The organism is Mycobacterium sp. 1465703.0, assembly GCF_001672975.1.
Classification (GTDB): Bacteria; Actinomycetota; Actinomycetes; order Mycobacteriales; family Mycobacteriaceae; genus Mycobacterium.
The window spans coordinates 1-21,856 of record NZ_LZKU01000003.1; the positions used below are offsets into that span (position 1 = coordinate 1).

Genomic DNA, 21,856 nt, shown 5'->3' on the forward strand with positions numbered 1-21,856 from the left:
TCGAGCGGGTCAGCCCCGACGTCCTGGTCCTCGACATCATGCTCCCTGATGTGGACGGGTTGCGAATCCTGGAACGGGTCCGGCAATCCGACGCCTACACCCCGACGCTTTTCCTCACCGCGCGCGACTCGGTCATGGACCGGGTCACCGGCCTGACCGCGGGCGCCGACGACTACATGACCAAGCCGTTCAGCCTCGAGGAATTGGTCGCCCGACTGCGCGGATTGCTACGCCGTTCCAGCCAGCAACCCGCGCCGAACGCCGAAACACTGAAAGTCGGCGATCTCAAGGTCGACAGCGCCAGCCGGGAAGTCACCCGCAATGGCACCCCAATATCGCTGTCCTCCACGGAATTCGAATTGCTGCGCTTCCTGATGCGCAACCCGCGCCGCGCGCTGAGCCGCACCGAGATCCTGGACCGTGTCTGGAATTACGACTTCGCCGGACGCACCAGCATCGTGGATCTCTACATCTCGTACTTGAGGAAGAAGATCGACTCCGGCCGGGAACCGATGATTCATACCGTCCGCGGTGTGGGGTACATGCTGCGGCCGGCGGAATGACCCGAGAGCGGGGCGGCTCGTCCGGGGACTTCCCCCGGTGGTTTCCCCATTCGCTGCGCCGCCAACTGCTGTTGGGCGTGCTGGCCGTGGTCAGCATGGTGCTGGTGACGGTCGGCATCGTCTCGGTGCTGAGCCTGCGCGGCTACGTCAACGCCATGAGCGACGCCGACGTCACCGAGTCCCTGGACGCGTTCAACCACCAGTACACCAAATACCGCACCGGCGAACACGCTTCACCGCATCCCGGCACGCCGCCGATTGCGCAGGCGATGCTGGAGTTCACCGGGCAGACGCCGGGAAACTTGATCGCTGTGCTACACAACGGCAAGGTGATCGGGTCGGCGGTCTTCTCAGAAGACGAACCAAAACCGGCGCCGGCCGACGTCGTGCGTGACCTAGAAGGGCAATCATGGCGTGACGGACCGCCGCACACCGAAGTACTGGGCAAGCTAGGGCCGTACCGCGTCGCCAGCACAGCCGACGGGCCCGACGTTCTGGTGGTCGGGATGTCGCAGAACCTCGCCGACCGAATCATCGCCCGCAAACAGCTCACCACCATCGTGCTCACCGCCGCGGCGCTGGTGCTCACCGCCGGACTCACCATGTGGGTGGTCGGGTACGCGCTTCGTCCGTTGCGCCGATTGGCGGTGATCGCCGCCGGTGTCGCCGCCATGCCGCTCACCGACGACGATCACCGGATCAGCGTCCGGGTACCACCGCAGGACACCAACCCGCAAAACGAGGTCGGGATCGTCGGCCACACCTTGAATCGCTTGCTGGACAACGTCGACAGCGCGCTGGCGTATCGCGTCGATTCCGATCTGCGGATGCGCCAGTTCATCACCGACGCCAGCCACGAGTTGCGCACGCCGCTGGCGGCCATTCAGGGTTATGCCGAACTCACCCGCCAGGACAGTTCGACGCTGCCGCCGACCACCGAGTACGCGTTGGCCCGCATCGAATCCGAGGCGCGCCGGATGGCCTTGCTTGTCGACGAGTTGCTCCTGCTCTCCCGGCTGGGCGAAGGCCAAGACCTGGAGTCCGAAGAAGTCGACCTGGCCGAGTTGGTCAGCAATGCGGTGAACGACGCGACGGTGGCCGCGTCGACGCACCACTGGGCCAAAGAGCTGCCCGACGGGCCGGTATGGGTGCGAGGCGACCATGCCCGGTTACATCAGGCGGTGAGCAATCTGCTCAGCAATGCCCGCGTGCATACGCCGCCCGGAGTCACGGTGACGACCGGAATCACCTGCCACCGTGGCGGTCCCGAGCCGCCTTACGCGGAAGTGACCGTCACCGACGACGGTCCGGGCATCGACGCCGAACTCCTGCCCAAGTTGTTCGAGCGATTCGTTCGGGCGGACAAGTCGAGATCCGACGGTTCGGGCAACGGGCTGGGTCTGGCAATCGTCAGTTCGATCGTCAAGGCCCATCACGGCTCGGTCACCGCCGAATCGACTGAGGGCAGCACCATCTTCCGGGTACGGCTGCCGTTGATCGTCGAGTCATCCGCCAACAAGCCGGTACGCTAGCTCGCCGCCGCAGCGTCGGGTGACACCAATGACAATGGATACCGTTGCCGCAGATGACGATTGACGGCCGCCTCGAATAGTGCGGCCTACCCGGCGTCGCGCCGGTGCAGCGACGGCCAGACGACGCCCCCGGGGGCGTTAAGAAAGCGTAAATGTGCACAGTGCCCCCGTTAGGAAAGCGTCAACTGAAGGCCCACGGCGGATGACATCCAGCTAATTTCGAGCTGACCTTGTCGGCGAACTGTCGCTTGATGGTGATGACCGCTGTGCCCGGCTACGCCGCGCTCGCGATCACCACATACTGCGGCGGGCTCGTTGATGTTCCTTTGGTATGCGTCGGCGCCGAACGGAGAAGAGATGGGCGTGGTGGTGTACGTCGTGCTGACCGTGGCGGTGTTCGCCGCACTCGGCCTGGCACAGAAGTTGGTCGAACGGCTATGAACTATCAAAACGTAGTCGGCTTGGTGCTTTCCGTTGTCATTGCGCTCTACGTCGGGGCCGCCCTGCTCTTTCCGGAGCGGTTCTAGTGACCGCGACAACAGCCGGGATTGTGTTTTTCGTCGTTCTCGTAGCGGCGGTGGCGGTAGTGCATGTCCCCTTCGGGGACTACATGTTTCGCGTGTACGTGTCGGAAAGACACCTTTACGTCGAGCGAGTGATCTATCGACTGATCGGTGTCGATGCCCGCTCCGAGCAGACATGGGGCGCCTACGCGCGAAGCGTGTTGGCGTTCTCGTCGGTCAGCCTCCTGTTCCTGTTCGCACTTCAACTCGTGCAGGGCAAGTTACCGCTGCATCTGCATGATCCGGCAACCAAGATGACACCCGCGCTGGCGTGGAACACCGCGGTCAGCTTCGTCGCCAACACCAACTGGCAGGCCTACTCCGGCGAAACCACCCAGGGCCACCTGGTGCAGATGGCCGGCCTGGCCGTGCAGAACTTCGTCTCGGCCGCCGTCGGGATGGCGGTGGCCGTCGCGCTGGTGCGCGGCTTTGCCCGCAAGCGCACCGGCGAGCTGGGCAACTTCTGGGTCGACCTGGTGCGCGGGACCCTGCGCATCCTGCTGCCGATCGCCGTCATCAGCGCGATTCTGCTGGTGGCCGGCGGGGCGATCCAGAACTTCCACCTGCACGACCAGGTCATCACGACACTCAACGGAACCCAGCAGACCATCACCGGCGGCCCGGTGGCCAGCCAGGAGGTCATCAAGGAGCTCGGCACCAACGGCGGCGGCTTCTACAACGCGAACTCCGCCCACCCGTTTGAGAACCCGACCGCATGGACGAACTGGCTGGAGATCTTCCTGATCGTGGTGATCGGCTTCTCGCTGCCGCGCACCTTCGGGCGCATGGTGGGTAACACCAAGCAGGGTTACGCAATTCTGGGCGTGATGGCTACGCTCTACACCCTCAGCACCACCTTCATGCTGTGGCTCCAGTTGCAGCACCACGGCACGGTGCCGACCTCGATCGGCGCGTCGATGGAGGGCGTCGAGCAACGCTTCGGGGTGGCCGACTCGGGGGTGTTCGCCGCGGCGACGACGCTCACCTCCACCGGCGCCGTCGACTCCACCCACGACTCCCTCACCAGCCTCGGCGGCATGATCACCATGTTCAACATGCAGCTGGGCGAGGTTGCCCCCGGCGGTGTGGGCTCGGGCCTGTACGGCATGCTCGTGCTGGCAGTCATCACCGTTTTCGTCGCGGGTCTGATGGTCGGGCGCACTCCGGAGTACCTCGGCAAGAAGATCAACCCGCGCGAAATCAAGCTTGCCGCAAGCTATTTCCTGGTCACGCCGTTGCTCGTGCTGACCGGCACCGCGATAGCGATGGCGCTGCCCGGCGAGCGGGCCGGCATGGCCAACAGCGGTCCGCACGGGCTCTCCGAGGTTCTCTACGCATTCACCTCGGCGGCCAACAACAACGGGTCGGCTTTCGCCGGGTTGAGCGCCAATACCGACTGGTACAACACCGCTCTCGGTCTGGCCATGATATTCGGACGGTTCCTGCCCATCGTGCTGGTGCTGGCATTGGCCGGGTCGCTGGCCAAGCAGGGCAGCACACCGGATTCGGCGGGCACGCTGCCCACCCATCGGCCTCAGTTCGTCGGCATGGTGGCCGGCGTCACGCTGATTGTCGTTGCCCTCACGTTCTTGCCCATGCTCGCGCTCGGGCCTCTCGCTGAAGGAATTCACTGATGACCGCGACCGCGACCGCCACCAACCCCACCGACCAGATCCAGCCAGCGGCTTCCTCCGGCCGAAAACGGGTGCAGGGCGGCCTGCTCGACCCGAAGATGCTGTGGAAGGCCACACCGGATGCGCTGCGCAAGCTGAACCCGCGCACGCTGTGGCGCAATCCGGTGATGTTCATCGTCGAGATCGGTGCAGTCTGGAGCACCGCGCTGGCGATCATCGACCCGACCTGGTTCGCCTGGCTGACCGTGATCTGGTTGTGGCTCACCGTACTGTTCGCCAATCTCGCCGAAGCGGTGGCCGAAGGCCGGGGTAAGGCCCAGGCCGAAACGCTGCGGCGGGCCAAAACCCAAACGCTGGCCCGACGACTCAAAAACTGGGCGCCCGGGGCCGCCTCGGTCGAGGAAGCGGTCGCCGCGCCGCAGCTGCAGCAGGGCGACATCGTCGTGGTCGAGGCGGGTCAGGTGATCCCCGGTGACGGTGATGTCGTGGAAGGCATTGCCTCAGTGGACGAATCGGCCATCACGGGCGAGTCGGCCCCGGTGATCCGCGAGTCCGGCGGCGACCGTTCGGCGGTCACCGGCGGTACCACGGTGCTCAGCGACCGCATCGTCGTCAAGATCACTCAGAAGCCCGGCGAGAGCTTCATCGACCGGATGATCGCCCTCGTCGAGGGTGCCAACCGGCAGAAGACCCCGAACGAGATCGCGCTGAACATCCTGCTGGCCGCGTTGACGATCATCTTCGTCTTCGCCGTCGCGACCTTGCAGCCGTTGGCGATCTACTCCAAGGCGAACAATCCCGGCGTCCCGAACAGCCAGGCACTCAACGCAACCGGTGTGACCGGCATCGTGCTGGTGTCGTTGTTGGTATGTCTGATCCCGACGACGATCGGCGCACTGCTGTCGGCCATCGGCATCGCCGGCATGGACCGGCTGGTGCAGCGCAACGTGCTCGCCATGTCCGGGCGGGCGGTCGAAGCCGCCGGCGACGTCAACACGCTGCTGCTGGACAAAACGGGCACCATCACGCTGGGCAACCGGCAGGCCGCGGCCTTCATCCCCCTCGACGGCGTCTCTGCCGAACACCTGGCCGACGCCGCGCAGTTGTCCAGCCTGGCCGACGAAACACCCGAGGGGCGTTCGGTCGTCGTATATGCCAAGCGGCACTTCGGGTTGCGGGCCCGCACACCGGGTGAGCTGTCCCAGGCCCAATGGGTGGCGTTCTCTGCTACCACCCGGATGTCGGGCGTCGACCTCGACGGGCACCTGTTGCGCAAGGGTGCGGCGAGCTCGGTCGCGGAATGGGTACGCAGCCAAGGGGGTAAGATCCCCCAGCAGCTCGGCCAGGTCGTCGACGGCATCTCTGCCGGCGGCGGTACGCCGCTGGTGGTCGGGGAGTGCGTCGATGGCGAAGCGGCGGTTCTCGGTGTCATCCACCTCAAGGACGTCGTCAAGCAGGGCATGCGCGAGCGGTTCGACGAGATGCGCAAGATGGGCATTCGCACGGTGATGATCACGGGTGATAACCCGTTGACTGCCAAGGCAATTGCCGATGAAGCCGGCGTCGACGACTTCCTGGCCGAGGCCACCCCCGAGGACAAGCTCGACTTGATCAAGCGGGAGCAGGAAGGCGGCAAGCTGGTCGCGATGACCGGCGACGGCACCAATGACGCCCCCGCCCTGGCTCAAGCCGATGTGGGCGTAGCGATGAACACCGGCACGTCGGCCGCCAAAGAGGCCGGCAACATGGTCGACCTGGACTCCGACCCCACCAAACTCATCGAGATCGTCGAGATCGGCAAGCAATTGCTGATCACCCGGGGCGCGCTGACCACTTTCTCGATCGCCAACGACATCGCGAAGTACTTCGCCATCATCCCGGCGATGTTCGTCGCGCTGTTCCCCGGTCTCGACCTGATCAACGTGATGCGGCTGCACAGCCCGCAATCGGCAATTCTGTCCGCGGTCATCTTCAACGCGATCGTCATCGTAGCGCTGATCCCGCTTTCGCTGCGCGGCGTGCGGTACACCCCGAGCAGTGCGTCAAAGCTGTTGAGCCGCAACCTGTACATCTACGGTCTCGGGGGCATCGTCGCCCCGTTCATCGGAATCAAGTTGATCGACCTGATCGTCCAATTCATCCCAGGGATGTCCTGACATGACGTTGTCGAATTTCGTCCGCCTGCATTGGGCGGCATTGCGTACGCTGCTGGTGCTGACCGCGATCACCGGCCTGGCCTATCCCCTGTTCATCTGGGTGGTCGCGCAGCTTCCCGGCTTGCGCGACCATGCCGAAGGGTCGATCCTCACCGCCGGCGAAAAGCCGGTGGGTAGCAGGCTGATCGGCCAGGCGTTCACCGACAAGGACGGAAACCCCCTGCCGCAGTATTTCCAGAGCCGGCCCTCGGCGGCCGGCAGCGGGTATGACCCGATGTCGTCGGGTGGCAGCAACCTCGGACCGGAAAGCATCGTCGACACGCCCGCCGATCCGGCGCAGCTGGCGGCGGGCAAGTCCGCGTCGGATGCGGGCTTCAAACCGAGCCTGCTGACGACGGTGTGCTCGCGCAGCGCTGCGGTCGGCAAGCTGGAAGGCGTCGACGGGTCGCGGCCCTTCTGCACGGGCGGCGGTGTGGGCGCGGTGCTGTCGGTGATCGGTCCCCGCGATGGGCGCGGGAACGTCATCCACCCGACCCGGGTGGTCAGCGTCAACGAACCGTGCGGCTCGACAAGCGCGCCGTTCGTCACCCTCTACGAGGGTGTGCGGGTGGAATGCGCGAAGTTCGGCGAGGACTACTCGATCGGGCAGACCGTGCCGATCCGCGGCGCCGCTCCCGCGCAGCCGGCGGTACCGGCCGACGCGGTGACCGCCGGCGGCAGCGGCCTGGACCCGGACATCTCACCTGCCTATGCCGACCTTCAGGTCGCCCGGGTGGCCAAGGTGCGGCACGTCAGCGCAGACCAGGTACGTGAGCTGATCGCGCGGAACCAGAGCGGTCGCGAACTCGGATTTTTCGGCGAACCGCGCGTGAATGTGCTGCAACTAAATCTGCAACTCGACCACCGGTATCCGGTCACGAGTTAGCGATGAGGGGGATGATGGTTGACGTGAGTGACGTCAGCCTCCGCGACCACCATCCCAAGCGCGGGGAGCTACGCATCTACCTTGGTGCGGCTCCGGGTGTGGGTAAGACGTACTCGATGCTGGGCGAAGCACATCGGCGGCTGGAACGCGGTACCGATTTGGTCGCGGGTGTGGTGGAAACCCACGGGCGGTCGAAAACCGCTGAGCTGCTTGAGGGCATCGAGGTGATCCCGCCGCGCTATATCGAATACCGCGGCGGCAGCTTTCCCGAACTCGACGTGCCGGCCGTGCTGGCGCGCCATCCCCATGTCGTCCTGGTCGACGAACTCGCGCACACCAATACGCCGGGCAGCAAAAACCCCAAGCGCTGGCAGGACGTCGAGGAATTGCTCGACGCCGGGATCACCGTGATCTCTACGGTCAACGTGCAGCACCTGGAAAGCCTCAACGACGTCGTCGCGCAGATCACCGGTATTGAGCAGAAGGAGACGATACCGGACTCGGTTGTGCGTCAGGCGTCACAGGTGGAGCTCATCGACATCACACCAGAAGCGTTGCGGCGTCGGTTATCTCACGGCAACGTGTACGCTCCCGAGCGTATCGATGCGGCGCTGTCGAACTACTTCCGCCGTGGAAACCTGACCGCGCTAAGGGAATTGGCGCTGCTGTGGCTTGCCGACCAGGTCGACACCGCGCTGGCCAAGTACCGGGCCGAGAACAAGATCACCGACATGTGGGAGGCCCGCGAGCGGGTAGTCGTGGCGGTCACCGGCGGTCCCGAGTCCGAGACGCTGGTACGACGGGCGTCCCGGATCGCGTCGAAGTCGACCGCCGAGCTGATGGTGGTGCACGTCATCCGCGGTGACGGTCTGGCCGGCCTGTCGGAGTCGCGGATGGCCAAGATCCGGGAACTGGCGAGCAGCCTGGACGCGTCGATGCATACCGTGGTGGGCGACGAGGTTCCCCAGGCCCTCCTCGAGTTCGCCCGTGAAATGAACGCCACGCAGCTGGTGATCGGCACGTCGCGACGGTCGCGCTGGGCGCGGCTCTTCGAGGAGGGCATCGGCCCGCGGATCGTCGAGCTGTCCGGGAAGATCGACGTGCACCTGGTCACCCACGAGGAATCCAAACGTGGTTTCCGCGCCTCCTCACTCGCGCCGCGCGAGCGGCGGGTGGCGTCGTGGTTGGCGGCCTTCATCGTCCCGTCGGTGATCTGCGCGATCACCGTGACGACGCTGGACCCTTATCTGGACACCGGCGGCGAGAGCGCCCTGTTCTTTGTCGGGGTGCTGCTGGTGGGGCTGTTGGGAGGTATTGCGCCCGCGGCACTTTCGGCGGTGCTGTCCGGGTTGCTGCTGAATTATTTCCTGATCGCCCCGCGGCACAGCTTCACCATCGCCGAACCCAACAGTGCCATCACCGAATTGGTGCTGCTGCTCATCGCGGTCGCCGTCGCGGTGCTGGTCGACTTTGCCGCCAAACTCACCCGGGAAGCTCGTCGCGCTTCGCAGGAGGCCGAACTGCTGACCCTGTTCGCGGGTTCGGTGCTGCGCGGTGCCGACCTGGAAACCCTGCTCGAACGGGTGCGGGAGACCTATGCCCAGCGGGCCGTCAGTATGCTGCGCGAAGCCGGTGAAGACACTCGCGCGGAAGGCAAGAAGAACGACATCGTCGCCTGTGTGGGCCGAGATCCCTGTGTCACAGTCGATTCCGCCGACACCGCGATCGAGGTAGGCGACGACGAATTCTGGATGCTGCTGGCAGGCCGAAAGCTCTCCGCGCGGGACAGGCGGGTACTTGGTGCGGTGGCCAGGCAGGCCGCAAGTCTGATCAGACAGCGTGAACTCGCCGAGGAAGCCAGCCGCGCCGAGGCGATCGTGCGGGCCGACGAGCTGCGCCGCTCCCTGCTGTCGGCGGTCAGCCACGACCTGCGTACGCCGCTGGCGGCGGCTAAGGTCGCCGTCTCCAGCCTGCGCGCCGAAGACGTCGCCTTCTCCCCCGCCGACACCGCGGAATTGCTGGCCACCATCGAGGAGTCGATCGATCAGCTGACCGCGTTGGTCGGAAACCTACTCGATTCATCGCGTTTGGCCGCCGGGGTGATCCATCCTGATCTGCGCCGGGTTTACCTGGAGGAGACCGTGCAGCGCGCTCTGATCAGCATCGGCAAGGGCGCCACCGGTTTCTTCCGGTCCGCCATCGACCGGGTCAAGGTCGACGTGGCCGATGCCATGGTGATGGCCGATGCCGGACTGCTGGAACGCGTGCTGGCCAACCTGATTGACAACGGGCTGCGCTATGCGCCGCACTGTGTGGTGCGGGTCAACGCCGGGCGGGTGGGTGATCGTGTGCTGATCAACGTCATCGACGAAGGACCCGGAATTCCGCATGGCGCCGAGGAACAGATCTTCGAAGCGTTCCAGCGGCTCGGCGATCACGACAACACCACCGGCGTCGGCCTGGGCATGTCGGTGGCGCGGGGTTTTGTCGAAGCGATGGGCGGCACAATTACGGCCACCGACACCCCGGGAGGCGGGCTGACCGTGATCGTGGATTTGGCTGCGCCACCACCGGTGGATGCGTTATGACAACACGCGTTTTGGTGATCGACGACGAACCGCAGATCCTGCGTGCGCTACGCATCAATCTGTCGGTGCGCGGCTATGAGGTGATCACCGCGTCGAGCGGTGCCGGAGCGTTGCGGGCTGCCGCTGAGCACAAACCCGACGTGGTGATCCTCGACCTCGGCCTGCCCGACATCTCCGGAATCGACGTGCTGGCCGGTCTGCGCGGATGGCTCACCGCACCGGTGATCGTGTTGTCGGCGCGCACCGATTCGTCGGACAAGGTCGAGGCCCTCGACGCCGGCGCCGACGACTACGTGACCAAACCCTTTGGGATGGACGAGTTCCTGGCGCGGCTGCGCGCGGCGGTGCGCCGCAACTCCGCGGCCTCCGAACTGGAGCAGCCGGTGATCGAAACCGAGTCGTTCACGGTCGACCTGGCTGCCAAGAAGGTCACCAAGGACGGAAGCGAAGTCCACCTCACCCCGACCGAGTGGGGAATGCTCGAGGTCCTCGTCCGCAACCGCGGCAAGCTGGTCGGCCGCGAGGAACTTCTCAAAGAGGTGTGGGGCCCGGCGTATGCCACCGAAACACATTATCTACGTGTGTATCTCGCGCAGCTGCGCCGGAAACTCGAAAACGACCCGTCGCACCCCAAGCACCTGCTGACCGAGTCGGGCATGGGGTATCGATTCGAGGCGTGACGCTCGGTCAGCTTAAGTCACATGCGCACCATGCGCCTCCGCTCGGAAGCACTCGGTCTTGTGCCCGCCTCACAGCGACAACTTCGCGTCCGCCCGCAATGCGAGCACGCGCTGGTGTATTCGGTGCTCGGTGCTGCGCGGGATGTACCCCGGCCCGTACAAAGCTCGACCCAGCCGACGGGCCCTGTCGCGGCCAACCTCCCAACGCAAAGCATCCGAGATGACTTTTGATGCCCTACCCGGGACCCAAAAACCCTGCCTCTCAAGCGACTCCATCATTTCGGCGATGGTCGCCCTGCCATTATGAGCAAGGTGCATCGTGAGCACGTAGCGGAGCTCGATTCCTTCAAGGTTCATTGCCGCAGCGTGGCATATCGGTATGACATCGCCTCAAGTTGTCGCTACGAGGCGGGCAAAAGCGGTGCCCACTTTTCCAGAGACCGGTGTGGCGTATGTGACTTACTCGGCAATGGACAACACGATGCCGTCCAAGATGTCGTGCTCACTCACCGTCAGCTCGTCGATGCCCGCACGGGCCCGCAACTCGCGCGCCAACTCTTCGACCACAATCGCTCCCCCGCCGATCACGTCGGCCCGCCCCTCGTGCATCGGCGGCAGCGCCGCACGCTCGGCTCGCGTCATGCCGATCAGCCCTTCGCACACCGACAGCAAGTCATCACCGGCGACGCGCGAAAGATGAATGGCCGCAGAGTCATACGTCGTCATGTTGTGGGCCAGCGCGGAAAGCGTGGTCATCGTCCCGGCCAGTCCGACCCAGGTCTTCGCCCCCTCGACCGAAACCACGTCCAGCGCGACGTCGAGACGCTCGCGCACCACCTGTCGGGCCGCCGCCACTTCCTGCGGCGTCGGCGGGTCCGAATGCAGGCAGCGCTCGGTCAGCCGCACGCAGCCGATGTCGGCCGAGTAACTGGCCGTCACTCCGTCGTCAGCACCGCCGCCGGTCACGATTTCGGTGGAGCCGCCGCCCAGGTCGACAACGACGAAAGGTCCAGCCGCGCTGTCTAATTCGCCAACTGCACCGCGGAACGAGAGCTCAGCCTCTTCGGCGCCGGTGATCACCTCCGCCACCGATCCGGGCAGCACCGCACCCAATACATCGGCGGTCATCGCGAAGAGGGCATCGCGGTTGGCGACATCACGGGCGGCCGAGGTGGCCACCATCCGCACCCGTTGCACACCGTGCCGATCCAGCAAGGCGGCATAGTCGGTCAGCGCCGCCCGGGTCCGGGCTATCGCGTCCGCGGCGAATTCACCCGTCGCGTCGACACCCTGACCCAGCCGGACAATGCGTGTCTCCCGGTGCACATCGCGCAGCCTGCCGCCGTCGAAGTCGGCGATCAGCAACCGAATCGAGTTGGTACCGCAGTCGATTCCCGCCAGCCTGCCGTTCACCATTGGCCCTCCACCAACACGCCGGCCATCGCGGGCTCACCGGCCAGGATCGCCAGCGCCTGGTCGCCGAACGGGTTCACCCCAGGACCCTTGGCCAGCGAATGCGCGATCAGCACGTGCAGGCACTTGACCCGGTCGGGCATTCCGCCGCCGGAGAACGTGGTCCCCAGCGATTCGATCGCGTCCCGTTCGGCCAGGTACGACTCGTGGGCGCGCCGGTATGCGGCGGCCAACTCCGGGTCCTGGCCCAGCCGTTCGGTCATCTCACGCATCAGCCCAGTCGTCTCCAGTCTGCTGGCGGCGGCCGTCAGCGCCGGATGGGTCAGGTAGTACAACGTCGGAAACGGGGTGCCGTCGGGAAGTCTCGGTGCTGTCTTCACCACGCCCGGTTCACCATTGGGACATCGGTAGGCGATTTCGAGTACCCCGCGCGGTTCGCGCCCCAGCTGGCGCGCCACCGCTTCCAGGTCGGCACGATCAACCACCGGGACCCGTGGGATTCGGAGCGGGCACCGGGCCGGGCGATCCCGGTTCGGCCGGAGCTGGCGGGGCTTCGGGGACCGGACGATTGGCCGGCGGCAGGTGCGGGGCGTCGGCGATGGTGTGCCACAGCGAGGTGTACCACGGGTCGCTGTTGGCCGGTTTGGCTGACGGGGATCCCGGCTGGGTGGGCTCGGCCGCCGACGGCGGAAGCTGAACCTGGAACGGGATGTCGCCGGGCTTGACGAACCCGAGCCGCTCACGGGCTTGCGCCGCAATGTAAGCCGGGTCAGCGAGTTTGGCCTTTCGCTGCTCGAGGTCTGCGACCTGACGGCGTAATGCGGCTTCGCTGGCGGCCAGCTGGTTCATCTCGGTGCGCTGAGCGAAATAGGTGCGCACGGGTCCGGCGATGGTCAGCGTCAGCACGCAGATCACCGCGGCCAGCACCGCTGCGCGGCGCGCGGTGAAACCCAGCCGTTGCTCGGAGCGCTGCTCGACCGATTCGGCGGCCTGACGCGCGATCGGCTCCACGAGATGCTCTTGCTGCGTTCGCGTGGCGTTGCGGCCGGTCTGGTTCGCCGTGGGCGACGTTCGCGAAGCCGGCTTGGATGACGGCTTGGCCGAGCGACGGCGCCGAACCGACTCGCCGGCCTTCCCCGGGCGCGATGCCGGGGAGCGCCGTTTCGAGTCGGGCCGTTTCGCGTCAGGCATGTCGCATCAGCCGTTGCACATCAAGCTATTTCGCCTCCACGGCGTACCGTGGGAAGGCCAGGTCGCCGGCGTAGCGAGCGGCGTCACCGAGCGCCTCCTCGATCCGGAGCAGCTGGTTGTATTTGGCGACCCGCTCGCTGCGGGCCGGCGCACCCGTCTTGATCTGGCCGCTGCCGACCGCCACCGCCAGATCGGCGATCGTGGTGTCCTCGGTTTCGCCGCTGCGGTGACTCATCATCGTGCGATAGCCGCTGTGGTGGGCGAGCGCGACGGCATCCAGCGTCTCGGTGAGCGTGCCGATCTGATTCACCTTGACCAACAACGCGTTTGCCACGCCCTTGTCGATGCCCTCTTCCAGACGTTCGGGATTGGTGACGAAGATATCGTCACCGACCAGCTGCACCCGGTCACCGATCGCCGCGGTCAACGTCACCCAGCCCGCCCAATCGTCTTCCGACAGTGGGTCTTCGATCGACACCAGCGGATACGAGCCGAGCAGCCCGGCGTAGAACTCCGCCATCTGCTCCGCCGTGCGGGTGCTGCCCTCGAACTTGTAGCCGGTCCCGTCAGTGAAGAACTCGGTGGCCGCCGCATCGAGGGCCAGCGCCACATCGGTGCCGAGTTTGAAACCGACCGACTCGATGGCCCGGCTGATCAAATCCAAAGCCGCGGTGGTGCCCGCCACATCAGGAGCGAAACCGCCCTCGTCGCCCAGGCCCGTGCTCAACCCCTCCTTCTTCAGCACCGACTTCAGCGCGTGATACACCTCGGCACCCCAGCGCAGCGCCTCGGCAAAGCTGGGCGCGCCGATCGGCGCCACCATGAACTCCTGGATGTCGACGGCGGTGTCGGCGTGCGCGCCGCCGTTGAGGATGTTCATCATCGGCACCGGCAGGATGTGCGCGTTCGGGCCGCCGAGGTAGCGGAACAGCGGCAGCGCGGCGGAATCGGCGGCGGCCTTGGCCACCGCCAGCGACACGCCCAGGATTGCGTTGCCGCCCAGCCTCGATTTGTCGGGGGTACCGTCCAGATCCAGCAGCGCCTGGTCCACCAACCGCTGATCGTCAGCGTTCAGTCCGATCACCGCCGGACCGATCTCGTCCAGCACGGCCTGCACCGCTTTCTGCACACCCTTGCCGCCGTAACGCTCACCGCCGTCGCGCAGCTCGACGGCCTCGTGCTCGCCCGTCGACGCGCCGGACGGCACCGCCGCGCGGGCAAACGTTCCGTCGATCAGGGCTATCTCGACCTCGACTGTCGGGTTACCACGGGAATCGAGGATCTCGCGGGCCCCCACCTGCTCGATAATCGGCACTGAGTTCTCCTTGCGTTCCTAGCCGGTGCGTGCTTTCGCCGGTCAGCGATACATCCTGCTACAGCGGGTGACCTTTCGCGTAAGCGGTCGCCCAATCGCGCACCGCCCGCGCGTAGACGCCGGAGTTGTTGTAGGCCCGCAGCGCGGTGACCCAGCCCCGCGGCGTTGCGAGATCCTTTCCACGCCAACACAGATAACCCGCCGCCGCGAGCGCGGCATCGTCGATGTTGTCCGGGCTGAGGCGGCCGTCGTTGTGAGCATCGACACCATAGAGCCGCCACGTCTCCGGGATGAACTGCATCGGCCCCATGGCCCGGGTCACCCCGTCCCCGTCGGTGACCTCTTCCTCGGTGTCGACAATGCGCAGCGTGCCGCCGCTGCCGTCCAGGCGGACACCCCGAATCGGGGGGCTCACATCGCCGTTGGGGGCCAGCCGTGCGCCGCGATAGGTGCCGTGGTGGCTCTCGACCTGCCCGATGCCGGCCAGGGTGGTCCACGCGATGTGGCATTTCGGGTTCTCGACTTCGGCGACCCGGGCCGCATAGGCGTAGGCCTCGAGCGCGATCACCGGGATCTCCAATGCCGCCGAGCGTTGTTCGGCCCAGTCCCGCAACTGATCCGCGGGCCGACCGCTGGCATGAGTGTCCACCGCCGGCACCGGATCTCCGGCCGGTGGCGGGACGCCGTCGGGAATGAACAGACTGAGCTGCCAGGTGCAACTGGAGGCCAGCACAATCGCGGTCGCGCCAATCACGGCGGCCGCGCGCATCCAACGCCTCGGCGACACCATGCTTTCCTGAGCTCCCCTAAACTCGCCTGCACCAACTTCCGCCACACCATCGTCCCATGCGTTCGGCGACTACTCGGTTACCTCGGGCCTCGGCGCACCGACGTATTGTCGGTTTCAGCTAATCCATGGTTAGCTGCCGGTCGCTTTGGCTAGCGCAGTCAGAGCGACTCCGACCACGGTGATTCGCAACCTCATCCGCGATATTACCGAGCGGCCGACGACAAATTCGGCAAACATCGCGGCGATCGCTCGGACGGAATGCCGAAAGAGGTGAATAGCGCGCGGCATAGGCCGCTGCATACATTCGACGGCCCGTCAAGCATCGTCAACCGTGGCGTCGGCGGCGGATTCCTCGGCGGCCGAGTCGGCCTCGCCGTCGGTCTCGCGCGTCGAGCGCTGTGGCAGATCGTCCAGCACCGGTGCACCGGGCGGCCAGTGCTCGCGCCACTGTTCCTCAGAGATCGCCCCCAGTGGGGCTACGTCGAACTCCTCCGGAACACCGGTGCCGCGGCGCGCGGCCGCGATCGACCGCTCGGCAGCGCGGACCGTCTCCACGAAATCCAGAACAGCTGCGCGCAGCGCGCTTTCGGCATCGACATCGGCCGACACCGAGATCGAGGTGATCTCGGCAGGGATCAGGTCGGCGGGCAGACCGGCCTTCTCGGCACGCTGAATCACCTTCTGCGCCAGCGCCAATGCCGGTTGCCCGGTGTGCACCTCGTCCATCACCGATTTACGCGGTTTTTCGGCGGCCTTGCGCTCTTCCCACTGGGCCAGCTGCTCTTCGAGCGAGATAGATTGTCCAGCAAGGACTCCCGGCACCCGGTTGCCGAGTTTGCGCATCAGGGTGGCGGCGACATCGTCGATGGTGAAGGGGAACTGTGACGCGTCCTCGGCGATGCGGGCGTGGAAGAGGACCTGCAGCAACACGTCACCGAGTTCTTCGCGCAACTGCTCGGCGTTGCCGCTGCCGACCGCGTCCAGCAGTTCGTAGGTCTCCTCCAGCAGAAACCTGCGCAGCGAGTCGTGGGTTTGCTCACTTTCCCACGGCCCGGCGGTGCGCAGCTTGTCCATCATCGCCACCGCGTCGACCAGCCGCTCGCCGCGCGGTGTCTCGGGCGCCGATATCAACCGTGCTCCGGCCGCCAACCGGGCGGTGACGGCGGGGTGGTCGCGGTCCGAGGACAGCAGCACCGGGGCGTCTTCACCGGAGTGCACCGGACGCGCCGCGGGCAGCGACCAGGGCACCGCGACCGGCATCTCCTCGGTGTATTGCACCTCGCCGGTCAGGTGCTCGATGGCCTCGATGGGCACCAGCGACGGGCGGCGGGGGTCGAACAAGACGACGATCATCGTGCTTGTCGCTCCTCCCTGGCCATCGCCGCAGGTGACGAACTCGTTATATCAATTTCTTGCTGTGGTTTACCTTGCAGTGCCGTCACCAGGTTGGCCACCATCTGCACCAGCTCGACATCGCGTAGCCGCGGCGCGCCCACACCGCCGGCGCGCGGAATGGGAACCTGCACCGTGGATGTGGTGGCACGGTAGTGCGCGGCCGGATACATCCGCTTGAGCCGCACCTGGGCCGAATCCGGCAGCGTCATCGGCGCGAGCCGCACGGTGGACGCCGACGGCGCCGACACCTCGGTGATGCCGGCGGTGCGGCACAGCAGCCGTAGCCGCGCCACCGCCACCAGCCGCAGGGCGGGTTCGGGCAGCGCCCCGTAACGGTCGATGAGCTCCTCCACGACCGCGTCGATCTCGCCGTCGGAGGCTGCGGCGGCCAGCCGTCGGTACGCCTCCAGGCGCAGCCGGTCGCTGGCGATGTAGTCCGGCGGCAAGTGGGCATCGACCGGCAGATCGATGCGCACGTCCTTGGGCTCCTCGGCCGTCGTGACCGTCTGGCCGTCGGCGGCCGCCCGGTAGGCCTCCACCGCCTCGCCCACCAACCGGACGTACAGGTCGAAACCGACGCCGGCGACATGGCCGGACTGCTCGACACCCAACACATTGCCGGCGCCGCGGATTTCGAGGTCCTTCATCGCGACGGCCATTCCCGCGCCCAGCTCGTTGTTCTGCGCGATGGTGGCCAGCCGGTCATAGGCCGTCTCAGTCAGCGGCGCGTGCGGCGGATACAAGAAGTAGGCGTAACCACGCTCACGGCTGCGGCCGACCCGGCCGCGCAGCTGGTGCAGCTGGGATAGGCCGAAGGTATCGGCGCGCTCGACGATCAGCGTGTTGGCGTTGGAGATGTCCAGCCCGGTCTCCACGATCGTGGTGCACACCAGGATGTCGTATTCGCGGTTCCAGAACCCCTGCACGGTGCGTTCCAGCCGTTCTTCGGGCATCTGCCCGTGCGCGACGACCACCCGCGCCTCGGGCACCAGCTCGCGGATCCGCGCCGCGGTCCGATCGATCGAGCTGACCCGGTTGTGCACGTAGAAGACCTGCCCATCGCGCAGCAGCTCGCGCCGTAAGGCGGCCGCGACCTGCTTGTCGTCGTGCGGGCCGACGTAGGTCAGCACCGGATACCGCTCTTCGGGCGGCGTCAGGATCGTCGACATCTCCCGGATGCCGGCCAGGCTCATCTCCAGCGTCCGGGGTATCGGCGTGGCGCTCATGGTCAGCACATCGACGTGGGTGCGCAGCGATTTGATGTGCTCCTTGTGTTCGACGCCGAACCGCTGCTCCTCGTCGACCACCACCAGGCCGAGGTCCTTCCAGCGCACCCCGGTCTGCAACAGCCGATGCGTGCCGATCACGATGTCGACCGATCCGTCGGCCAGGCCGTCGACCACGGCGCGTGACTCGGCCGCGTCGGTGAACCGGGACAAGCCTTTGACGGTCACCGGGAACCCGGTCATCCGGTCGCTGAAGGTCTGCAGATGCTGATCGGCCAGCAGCGTGGTGGGCACCAGCACGGCGACCTGCTTGCCATCCTGGACCGCCTTGAACGCCGCCCGCACCGCGATCTCGGTCTTGCCGTAGCCGACGTCGCCGCAGATCACCCGATCCATCGGGATCGGCTTTTCCATGTCGGACTTGACCTCGGTGATCGCGGTGAGCTGGTCGACCGTCTCGGTGTAGCCGAACGCGTCTTCCATCTCGGCCTGCCAGGGGGTGTCCGGCCCGAATGCGTGCCCGGGGCTGGCCTGCCGTTTGGCGTACAGCGACACCAGTTCCCCGGCGATCTCGCGGACCGCGCGGCGCGCCTTGGTCTTGGTGTTGGTCCAGTCGCTGCCGCCGAGCCGGCTCAGCGCCGGCGCCTGGCCGCCGACGTACCGGGACAGCTGGTCCAGCGAATCCATCGGCACATACAGCTTGTCCGATCCGCCGCCTCGCTTGCTCGACGCGTATTCGAGCACCAGGTACTCGCGGCGGGCGCCGCCGACGGTGCGCTCGACCATCTCGACGAAGCGGCCGATGCCGTGCTGGTCATGCACCACCAGATCGCCGGCGGTGAGCGCCAACGGGTCAACGGTGTTGCGCCGCTTGGCCGCCAGGCGCTTGCCCTCGACGGCGGTCACCCGGCTGCCGGTCAGGTCGGTCTCGGTGATCACCACGAGGGTGGCGCCGGGGATGATCACGCCGTCGTGCAGCGGACCCTTGAGGACGCCGACCACCCCGATCTTGGGAGCCGCGCCCGAGTCGAGCATGGCGGCGGGTGTGTCACATTCGGCCAGCCGTTCCACCACGCGATGGGCGGTACCGGTGCCGGGCGCGACGATGACGGCGTAGCCGCCGGTGGTGACGTGGGCGCGCAGCATCGCGAAGATGCCGTCGATGTCGTGCTGATGCCCGCGAGCCGACGGCGCCGCGCGGATGTCCAGTTCCACGGCCGACTCATCGGACAGCTGACTCAACGTCCACCACGGATGCCCGGCGCGCGTCGCGGCGGCCTGCACGTCGTCGAGTTCGGCGAATCCCGATCCGCCGAACTGCGCAACGTCCACCGGGGCGTCGGTGCCCAACGCGGCGACCGACCATGACGCTTCGAGGAATTCGCTGCCGGTCTTGATCAGATCGGCGGCGCGGGTGCGGACCTTTTCCGGATCGCACAGCAAAACCGGTGTGCCTTGGGCCAATTGGTCGGTCAGCAGCACGTGCTCGCCGGGCCGAAGCACCGGCAGCAGCGCCTCCATGCCGTCCACCGCAATGCCCTCGGCGAGCTTGGCCAGCATGTCGGTGACACTGCCGGTGATGGCGGGTTCGGTGGTGCGGTGCCGCGCGGACAACTCGGCGGCGCGCGCCCGCACATCGTCGGTGAGCAGCAGTTCACGGCAGGCCACCGCGATCACGGTGTCGACTTCGATCTCCGGGATCGAGCGCTGATCGGCGACCGAGAACATCCGCATCTCGCTCACCTCGTCACCCCAGAACTCGATGCGCACCGGGTGTTCGGCGGTCGGCGGGAAGACGTCGAGAATGCCGCCGCGCACGGCGAACTCGCCGCGCCGGCCCACCATGTCGACCCGGGTATAGGCCAGCTCGGCGAGCCGGGCGATCACGCCCTCGAATTCGATTTCCTGGCCGACGCTCAACGTGACCGGTTCGATCAGCCCCAGCTGCGGCGTCATCGGCTGCAGCAGCGAGCGCACCGCGGTCACCACCACCTGCAGTGGCGGGCCCAACCGCGCATCGTCGGGATGAGCCAGTCGGCGCAGCACCGTCAAACGGGCGCCGACGGTGTCGACGCCGGGCGAAAGCCGCTCGTGCGGCAGCGTTTCCCAGGACGGGAAGACCGCGACGGCATCGCCGAAGACGCCGCGCAGTTCAGCGGTCAAGTCGTCGGCTTCGCGCCCGGTCGCGGTGACTACGAGTAACGGACCCAACCGCGCCAGCGCACTGGCGACGAACAGCCGCGCGCTGGCTGGACCCACCAGGTGTAATTCCGCCGGCGAAGCGGACGCGCTGCCGATCAGCTGCTGGAAGGTCGGCGCGGTGAGCGCCAGTTCAACGAGCCCCGCGATCGGGGTTTCTGGGCGAGCAGCCCCCGGTGCGGTCATGATGAATTCCATTCTAGGGGCCCTCAGCGACAGGGCCGGACACACCGAACCACGTCAATATTGAGCTCGCCGCCGTCAAGGGATCGTAAGAAAAGCACCACGTGATTACCCGCGGGCGCAAGTTGGATTCATGACCTTGCTGGATATTCTGCCGTCTCTCGGCCAGGCGGCTTCCCCTCGTTTCGATCCTGCTATCTGGCCTATCACCGCCCATCCCGACGAGGAGGGCAGGCTGTGCGTCGGCGGTGTACCACTGGCCGATATCGCCGACGAGTTCCACACCCCGGCCTACGTCATCGACGAAACCGATTTCCGGCAGCGCGCCCGCCGCTACCGCCGCACCCTGCGCGGTATCGAGGTCGTCTACGCCGGAAAGTCGCTGTTGAGCACCGCGGTGGCCCGCTGGGCCCGCGAAGAGGGCCTCGGCATCGACATCTGCTCCAGCGGAGAGCTGGCCGTCGCGCTTGCCGGTGGAGTCGACCCGGCCCGCATCGTCATGCACGGCAACGCGAAATCACCTGAGGAGTTGCGTGAAGCGGTGCGCGTCGGCGTGCGGCGCATCGTGCTGGATTCCTGCATCGAGATCGCCTACCTCGCCGGCCTGGCGCAACGGCGTCAGCCGGTGCTCCTGCGGGTGACCCCCGACATTGACATCCACGGACACCGCGCCGTCACCACCGGTGTCAGCGACCAGAAATTCGGCTTCACGCTGCACGGCGACCGAGCCGACGTCGCGGCCCAGCGGGTGCTGTCGCACCCCATCCTCGATTTGGTCGGGCTGCACTGTCATATCGGCTCGCAGGTCACCGATCCCGCCCTGTACGGCGAAGCGATTCGCCGGATGATCGCCGCGATGGCCGACATCCGGGCCCGGCACGGCGTCATCCTCACCGAACTGAACATCGGCGGCGGGCACGCCATCCCCTACGTCCCCGGTGATCGCGAGCTCAATCTCGAGCAACTGGCCGACGTCATCGAGAACGCTCTCGACGAGGCCTGTGCCGCCGAGCATTTCCCGCGGCCGCAGGTCGTGGTGGAGCCGGGGCGGGCCATCTGCGGCCGGGCCGGCGTGACGCTGTACCGGGTGTGCTCGATCAAAACCCAGCCGGGTGGACGCACCTTCGTGGCGGTCGACGGCGGCATGAGCGACAACCCGCGGGTGTCGCTTTACGGCGCGAGATATACGGCCGCGCTGGCCAACCGGCATTCGATGGGCGCCAAGCAGCGCGTCACCGTGGCCGGCCGGCACTGCGAATCGGGCGACGAGATCGCCCGCGACATTGAGCTACCGTCCGATCTGCGTCCCGGCGACCTGCTGGCCGTGCCCTGCACCGGTGCGTATCACCACAGCATGGCGTCGAACTACAACATGGTCGGCCGCCCCGCGCTGGTGGCGGTCAAGGACGGTCGGGCGCGCGAACTGGTGCGCCGGGAGACGGTTGCCGACCTGCTGGCCCGCGACTGCGGTTAGTGGCGATCGCAAGCGCGGCCAAGCCGGGC

At 66.6% G+C, this 21,856-nt stretch carries 16 protein-coding genes and 1 pseudogene; 9 read left to right on the top strand and 8 right to left on the bottom strand.

The genetic code is table 11. The annotated features are described in order from the left end of the window. From A5625_RS00150 to A5625_RS00185, 8 genes are all read left to right on the top strand, one after another. The coding region (locus A5625_RS00150) for a response regulator transcription factor (protein ID WP_066988372.1) at positions 1-563 on the top strand (563 nt) is incomplete at its 5' end. Further along, positions 560-2,095, top strand: a complete 1,536-nt coding sequence (locus A5625_RS00155) for a cell wall metabolism sensor histidine kinase WalK (RefSeq protein WP_066988373.1) — start codon at positions 560-562, stop codon at positions 2,093-2,095. The genes A5625_RS00150 and A5625_RS00155, both read left to right, overlap by 4 nt. 357 nt (positions 2,096-2,452) lie before the next feature. Further along, the gene (locus A5625_RS28810) at positions 2,453-2,536 is read left to right on the top strand and encodes a potassium ABC transporter ATPase (protein ID WP_156747776.1); all 84 of its coding nucleotides are present in this window, start codon (positions 2,453-2,455) and stop codon (positions 2,534-2,536) included. 85 nt (positions 2,537-2,621) lie between these two features. Next, the gene (gene kdpA, locus A5625_RS00165) at positions 2,622-4,292 is read left to right on the top strand and encodes a potassium-transporting ATPase subunit KdpA (protein ID WP_066988374.1); all 1,671 of its coding nucleotides are present in this window, start codon (positions 2,622-2,624) and stop codon (positions 4,290-4,292) included. Beyond that, positions 4,292-6,448, top strand: a complete 2,157-nt coding sequence (kdpB, locus tag A5625_RS00170) for a potassium-transporting ATPase subunit KdpB (protein WP_066988375.1) — start codon at positions 4,292-4,294, stop codon at positions 6,446-6,448. Before kdpA ends, kdpB begins: the two co-directional genes overlap by 1 nt. A gap of 1 nt (position 6,449) precedes the next feature. Continuing rightward, entirely contained in the window at positions 6,450-7,373 is a 924-nt protein-coding gene (locus tag A5625_RS00175) for a potassium-transporting ATPase subunit C (protein ID WP_066988376.1), read from the top strand. An 11-nt stretch (positions 7,374-7,384) separates the two neighbouring features. Further along, entirely contained in the window at positions 7,385-9,961 is a 2,577-nt protein-coding gene (locus A5625_RS00180; RefSeq protein WP_066988377.1) for a sensor histidine kinase KdpD, read from the top strand. After that, positions 9,958-10,641, top strand: coding sequence for a response regulator (locus A5625_RS00185; RefSeq protein ID WP_066988378.1), 684 nt, complete (start codon positions 9,958-9,960; stop codon positions 10,639-10,641). Before A5625_RS00180 ends, A5625_RS00185 begins: the two co-directional genes overlap by 4 nt. 17 nt (positions 10,642-10,658) lie before the next feature. On the opposite strand, the pseudogene A5625_RS29775 reads toward A5625_RS00185, so the two are convergent. The 8 genes and pseudogenes from A5625_RS29775 to mfd all read right to left on the bottom strand — a co-directional run bounded on the left by A5625_RS29775 (position 10,659) and on the right by mfd (position 20,356). Further along, positions 10,659-11,016, bottom strand: a pseudogene (locus A5625_RS29775) (hypothetical protein). Positions 11,017-11,100: 84 nt separating this feature from the next. Then, complete coding sequence (locus A5625_RS00195) at positions 11,101-12,057, bottom strand: Ppx/GppA phosphatase family protein (protein ID WP_066988380.1); 957 nt, start codon at positions 12,055-12,057, stop codon at positions 11,101-11,103. After that, positions 12,051-12,539 (bottom strand): DUF501 domain-containing protein, encoded by a 489-nt coding sequence (locus A5625_RS00200; protein ID WP_066988381.1) that lies wholly within the window; start codon positions 12,537-12,539, stop codon positions 12,051-12,053. The genes A5625_RS00195 and A5625_RS00200 overlap by 7 nt, the downstream gene beginning before the upstream one ends. After that, positions 12,532-13,245: a septum formation initiator family protein gene (locus tag A5625_RS00205; RefSeq protein ID WP_066988382.1), complete on the bottom strand. Its 714-nt coding sequence runs from the start codon at positions 13,243-13,245 to the stop codon at positions 12,532-12,534. Before A5625_RS00205 ends, A5625_RS00200 begins: the two co-directional genes overlap by 8 nt. Positions 13,246-13,270: 25 nt before the next feature. Beyond that, complete coding sequence (gene eno / locus A5625_RS00210) at positions 13,271-14,560, bottom strand: phosphopyruvate hydratase (RefSeq protein ID WP_066988383.1); 1,290 nt, start codon at positions 14,558-14,560, stop codon at positions 13,271-13,273. 58 nt (positions 14,561-14,618) lie between these two features. Next, positions 14,619-15,347: a lytic transglycosylase domain-containing protein gene (locus A5625_RS00215; protein WP_156747778.1), complete on the bottom strand. Its 729-nt coding sequence runs from the start codon at positions 15,345-15,347 to the stop codon at positions 14,619-14,621. A gap of 318 nt (positions 15,348-15,665) precedes the next feature. Beyond that, entirely contained in the window at positions 15,666-16,703 is a 1,038-nt protein-coding gene (locus A5625_RS00220; protein WP_066988385.1) for a nucleoside triphosphate pyrophosphohydrolase, read from the bottom strand. Next, on the bottom strand, positions 16,700-20,356 hold the full coding sequence (gene mfd / locus A5625_RS00225; RefSeq protein ID WP_197515892.1) for a transcription-repair coupling factor: 3,657 nt from the start codon (positions 20,354-20,356) through the stop codon (positions 16,700-16,702). The genes A5625_RS00220 and mfd overlap by 4 nt, the downstream gene beginning before the upstream one ends. Before the next feature lie 130 nt (positions 20,357-20,486). On the opposite strand from mfd, the gene lysA reads away from it, so the two are divergent. Continuing rightward, entirely contained in the window at positions 20,487-21,827 is a 1,341-nt protein-coding gene (gene lysA / locus A5625_RS00230; protein WP_066988387.1) for a diaminopimelate decarboxylase, read from the top strand. The last annotated feature ends 29 nt before the right edge of the window (positions 21,828-21,856 follow it).

Bases quoted from the DNA above. Each gene is read 5' to 3' on its own strand.
- A5625_RS00155 (WP_066988373.1), top strand. From the start codon at position 560: ATGACCCGAGAGCGGGGCGGCTCGTCCGGGGACTTCCCCCGGTGGTTT.
- A5625_RS28810 (WP_156747776.1), top strand. From the start codon at position 2,453: ATGGGCGTGGTGGTGTACGTCGTGCTGACCGTGGCGGTGTTCGCCGCA.
- kdpB (WP_066988375.1), top strand. From the start codon at position 4,292: ATGACCGCGACCGCGACCGCCACCAACCCCACCGACCAGATCCAGCCA.
- A5625_RS00175 (WP_066988376.1), top strand. From the start codon at position 6,450: ATGACGTTGTCGAATTTCGTCCGCCTGCATTGGGCGGCATTGCGTACG.
- A5625_RS00180 (WP_066988377.1), top strand. From the start codon at position 7,385: ATGATGGTTGACGTGAGTGACGTCAGCCTCCGCGACCACCATCCCAAG.
- A5625_RS00185 (WP_066988378.1), top strand. From the start codon at position 9,958: ATGACAACACGCGTTTTGGTGATCGACGACGAACCGCAGATCCTGCGT.
- A5625_RS00195 (WP_066988380.1), bottom strand. From the start codon at position 12,057: ATGGTGAACGGCAGGCTGGCGGGAATCGACTGCGGTACCAACTCGATT.
- A5625_RS00205 (WP_066988382.1), bottom strand. From the start codon at position 13,245: ATGCCTGACGCGAAACGGCCCGACTCGAAACGGCGCTCCCCGGCATCG.
- A5625_RS00220 (WP_066988385.1), bottom strand. From the start codon at position 16,703: ATGATCGTCGTCTTGTTCGACCCCCGCCGCCCGTCGCTGGTGCCCATC.
- mfd (WP_197515892.1), bottom strand. From the start codon at position 20,356: ATGACCGCACCGGGGGCTGCTCGCCCAGAAACCCCGATCGCGGGGCTC.
- lysA (WP_066988387.1), top strand. From the start codon at position 20,487: ATGACCTTGCTGGATATTCTGCCGTCTCTCGGCCAGGCGGCTTCCCCT.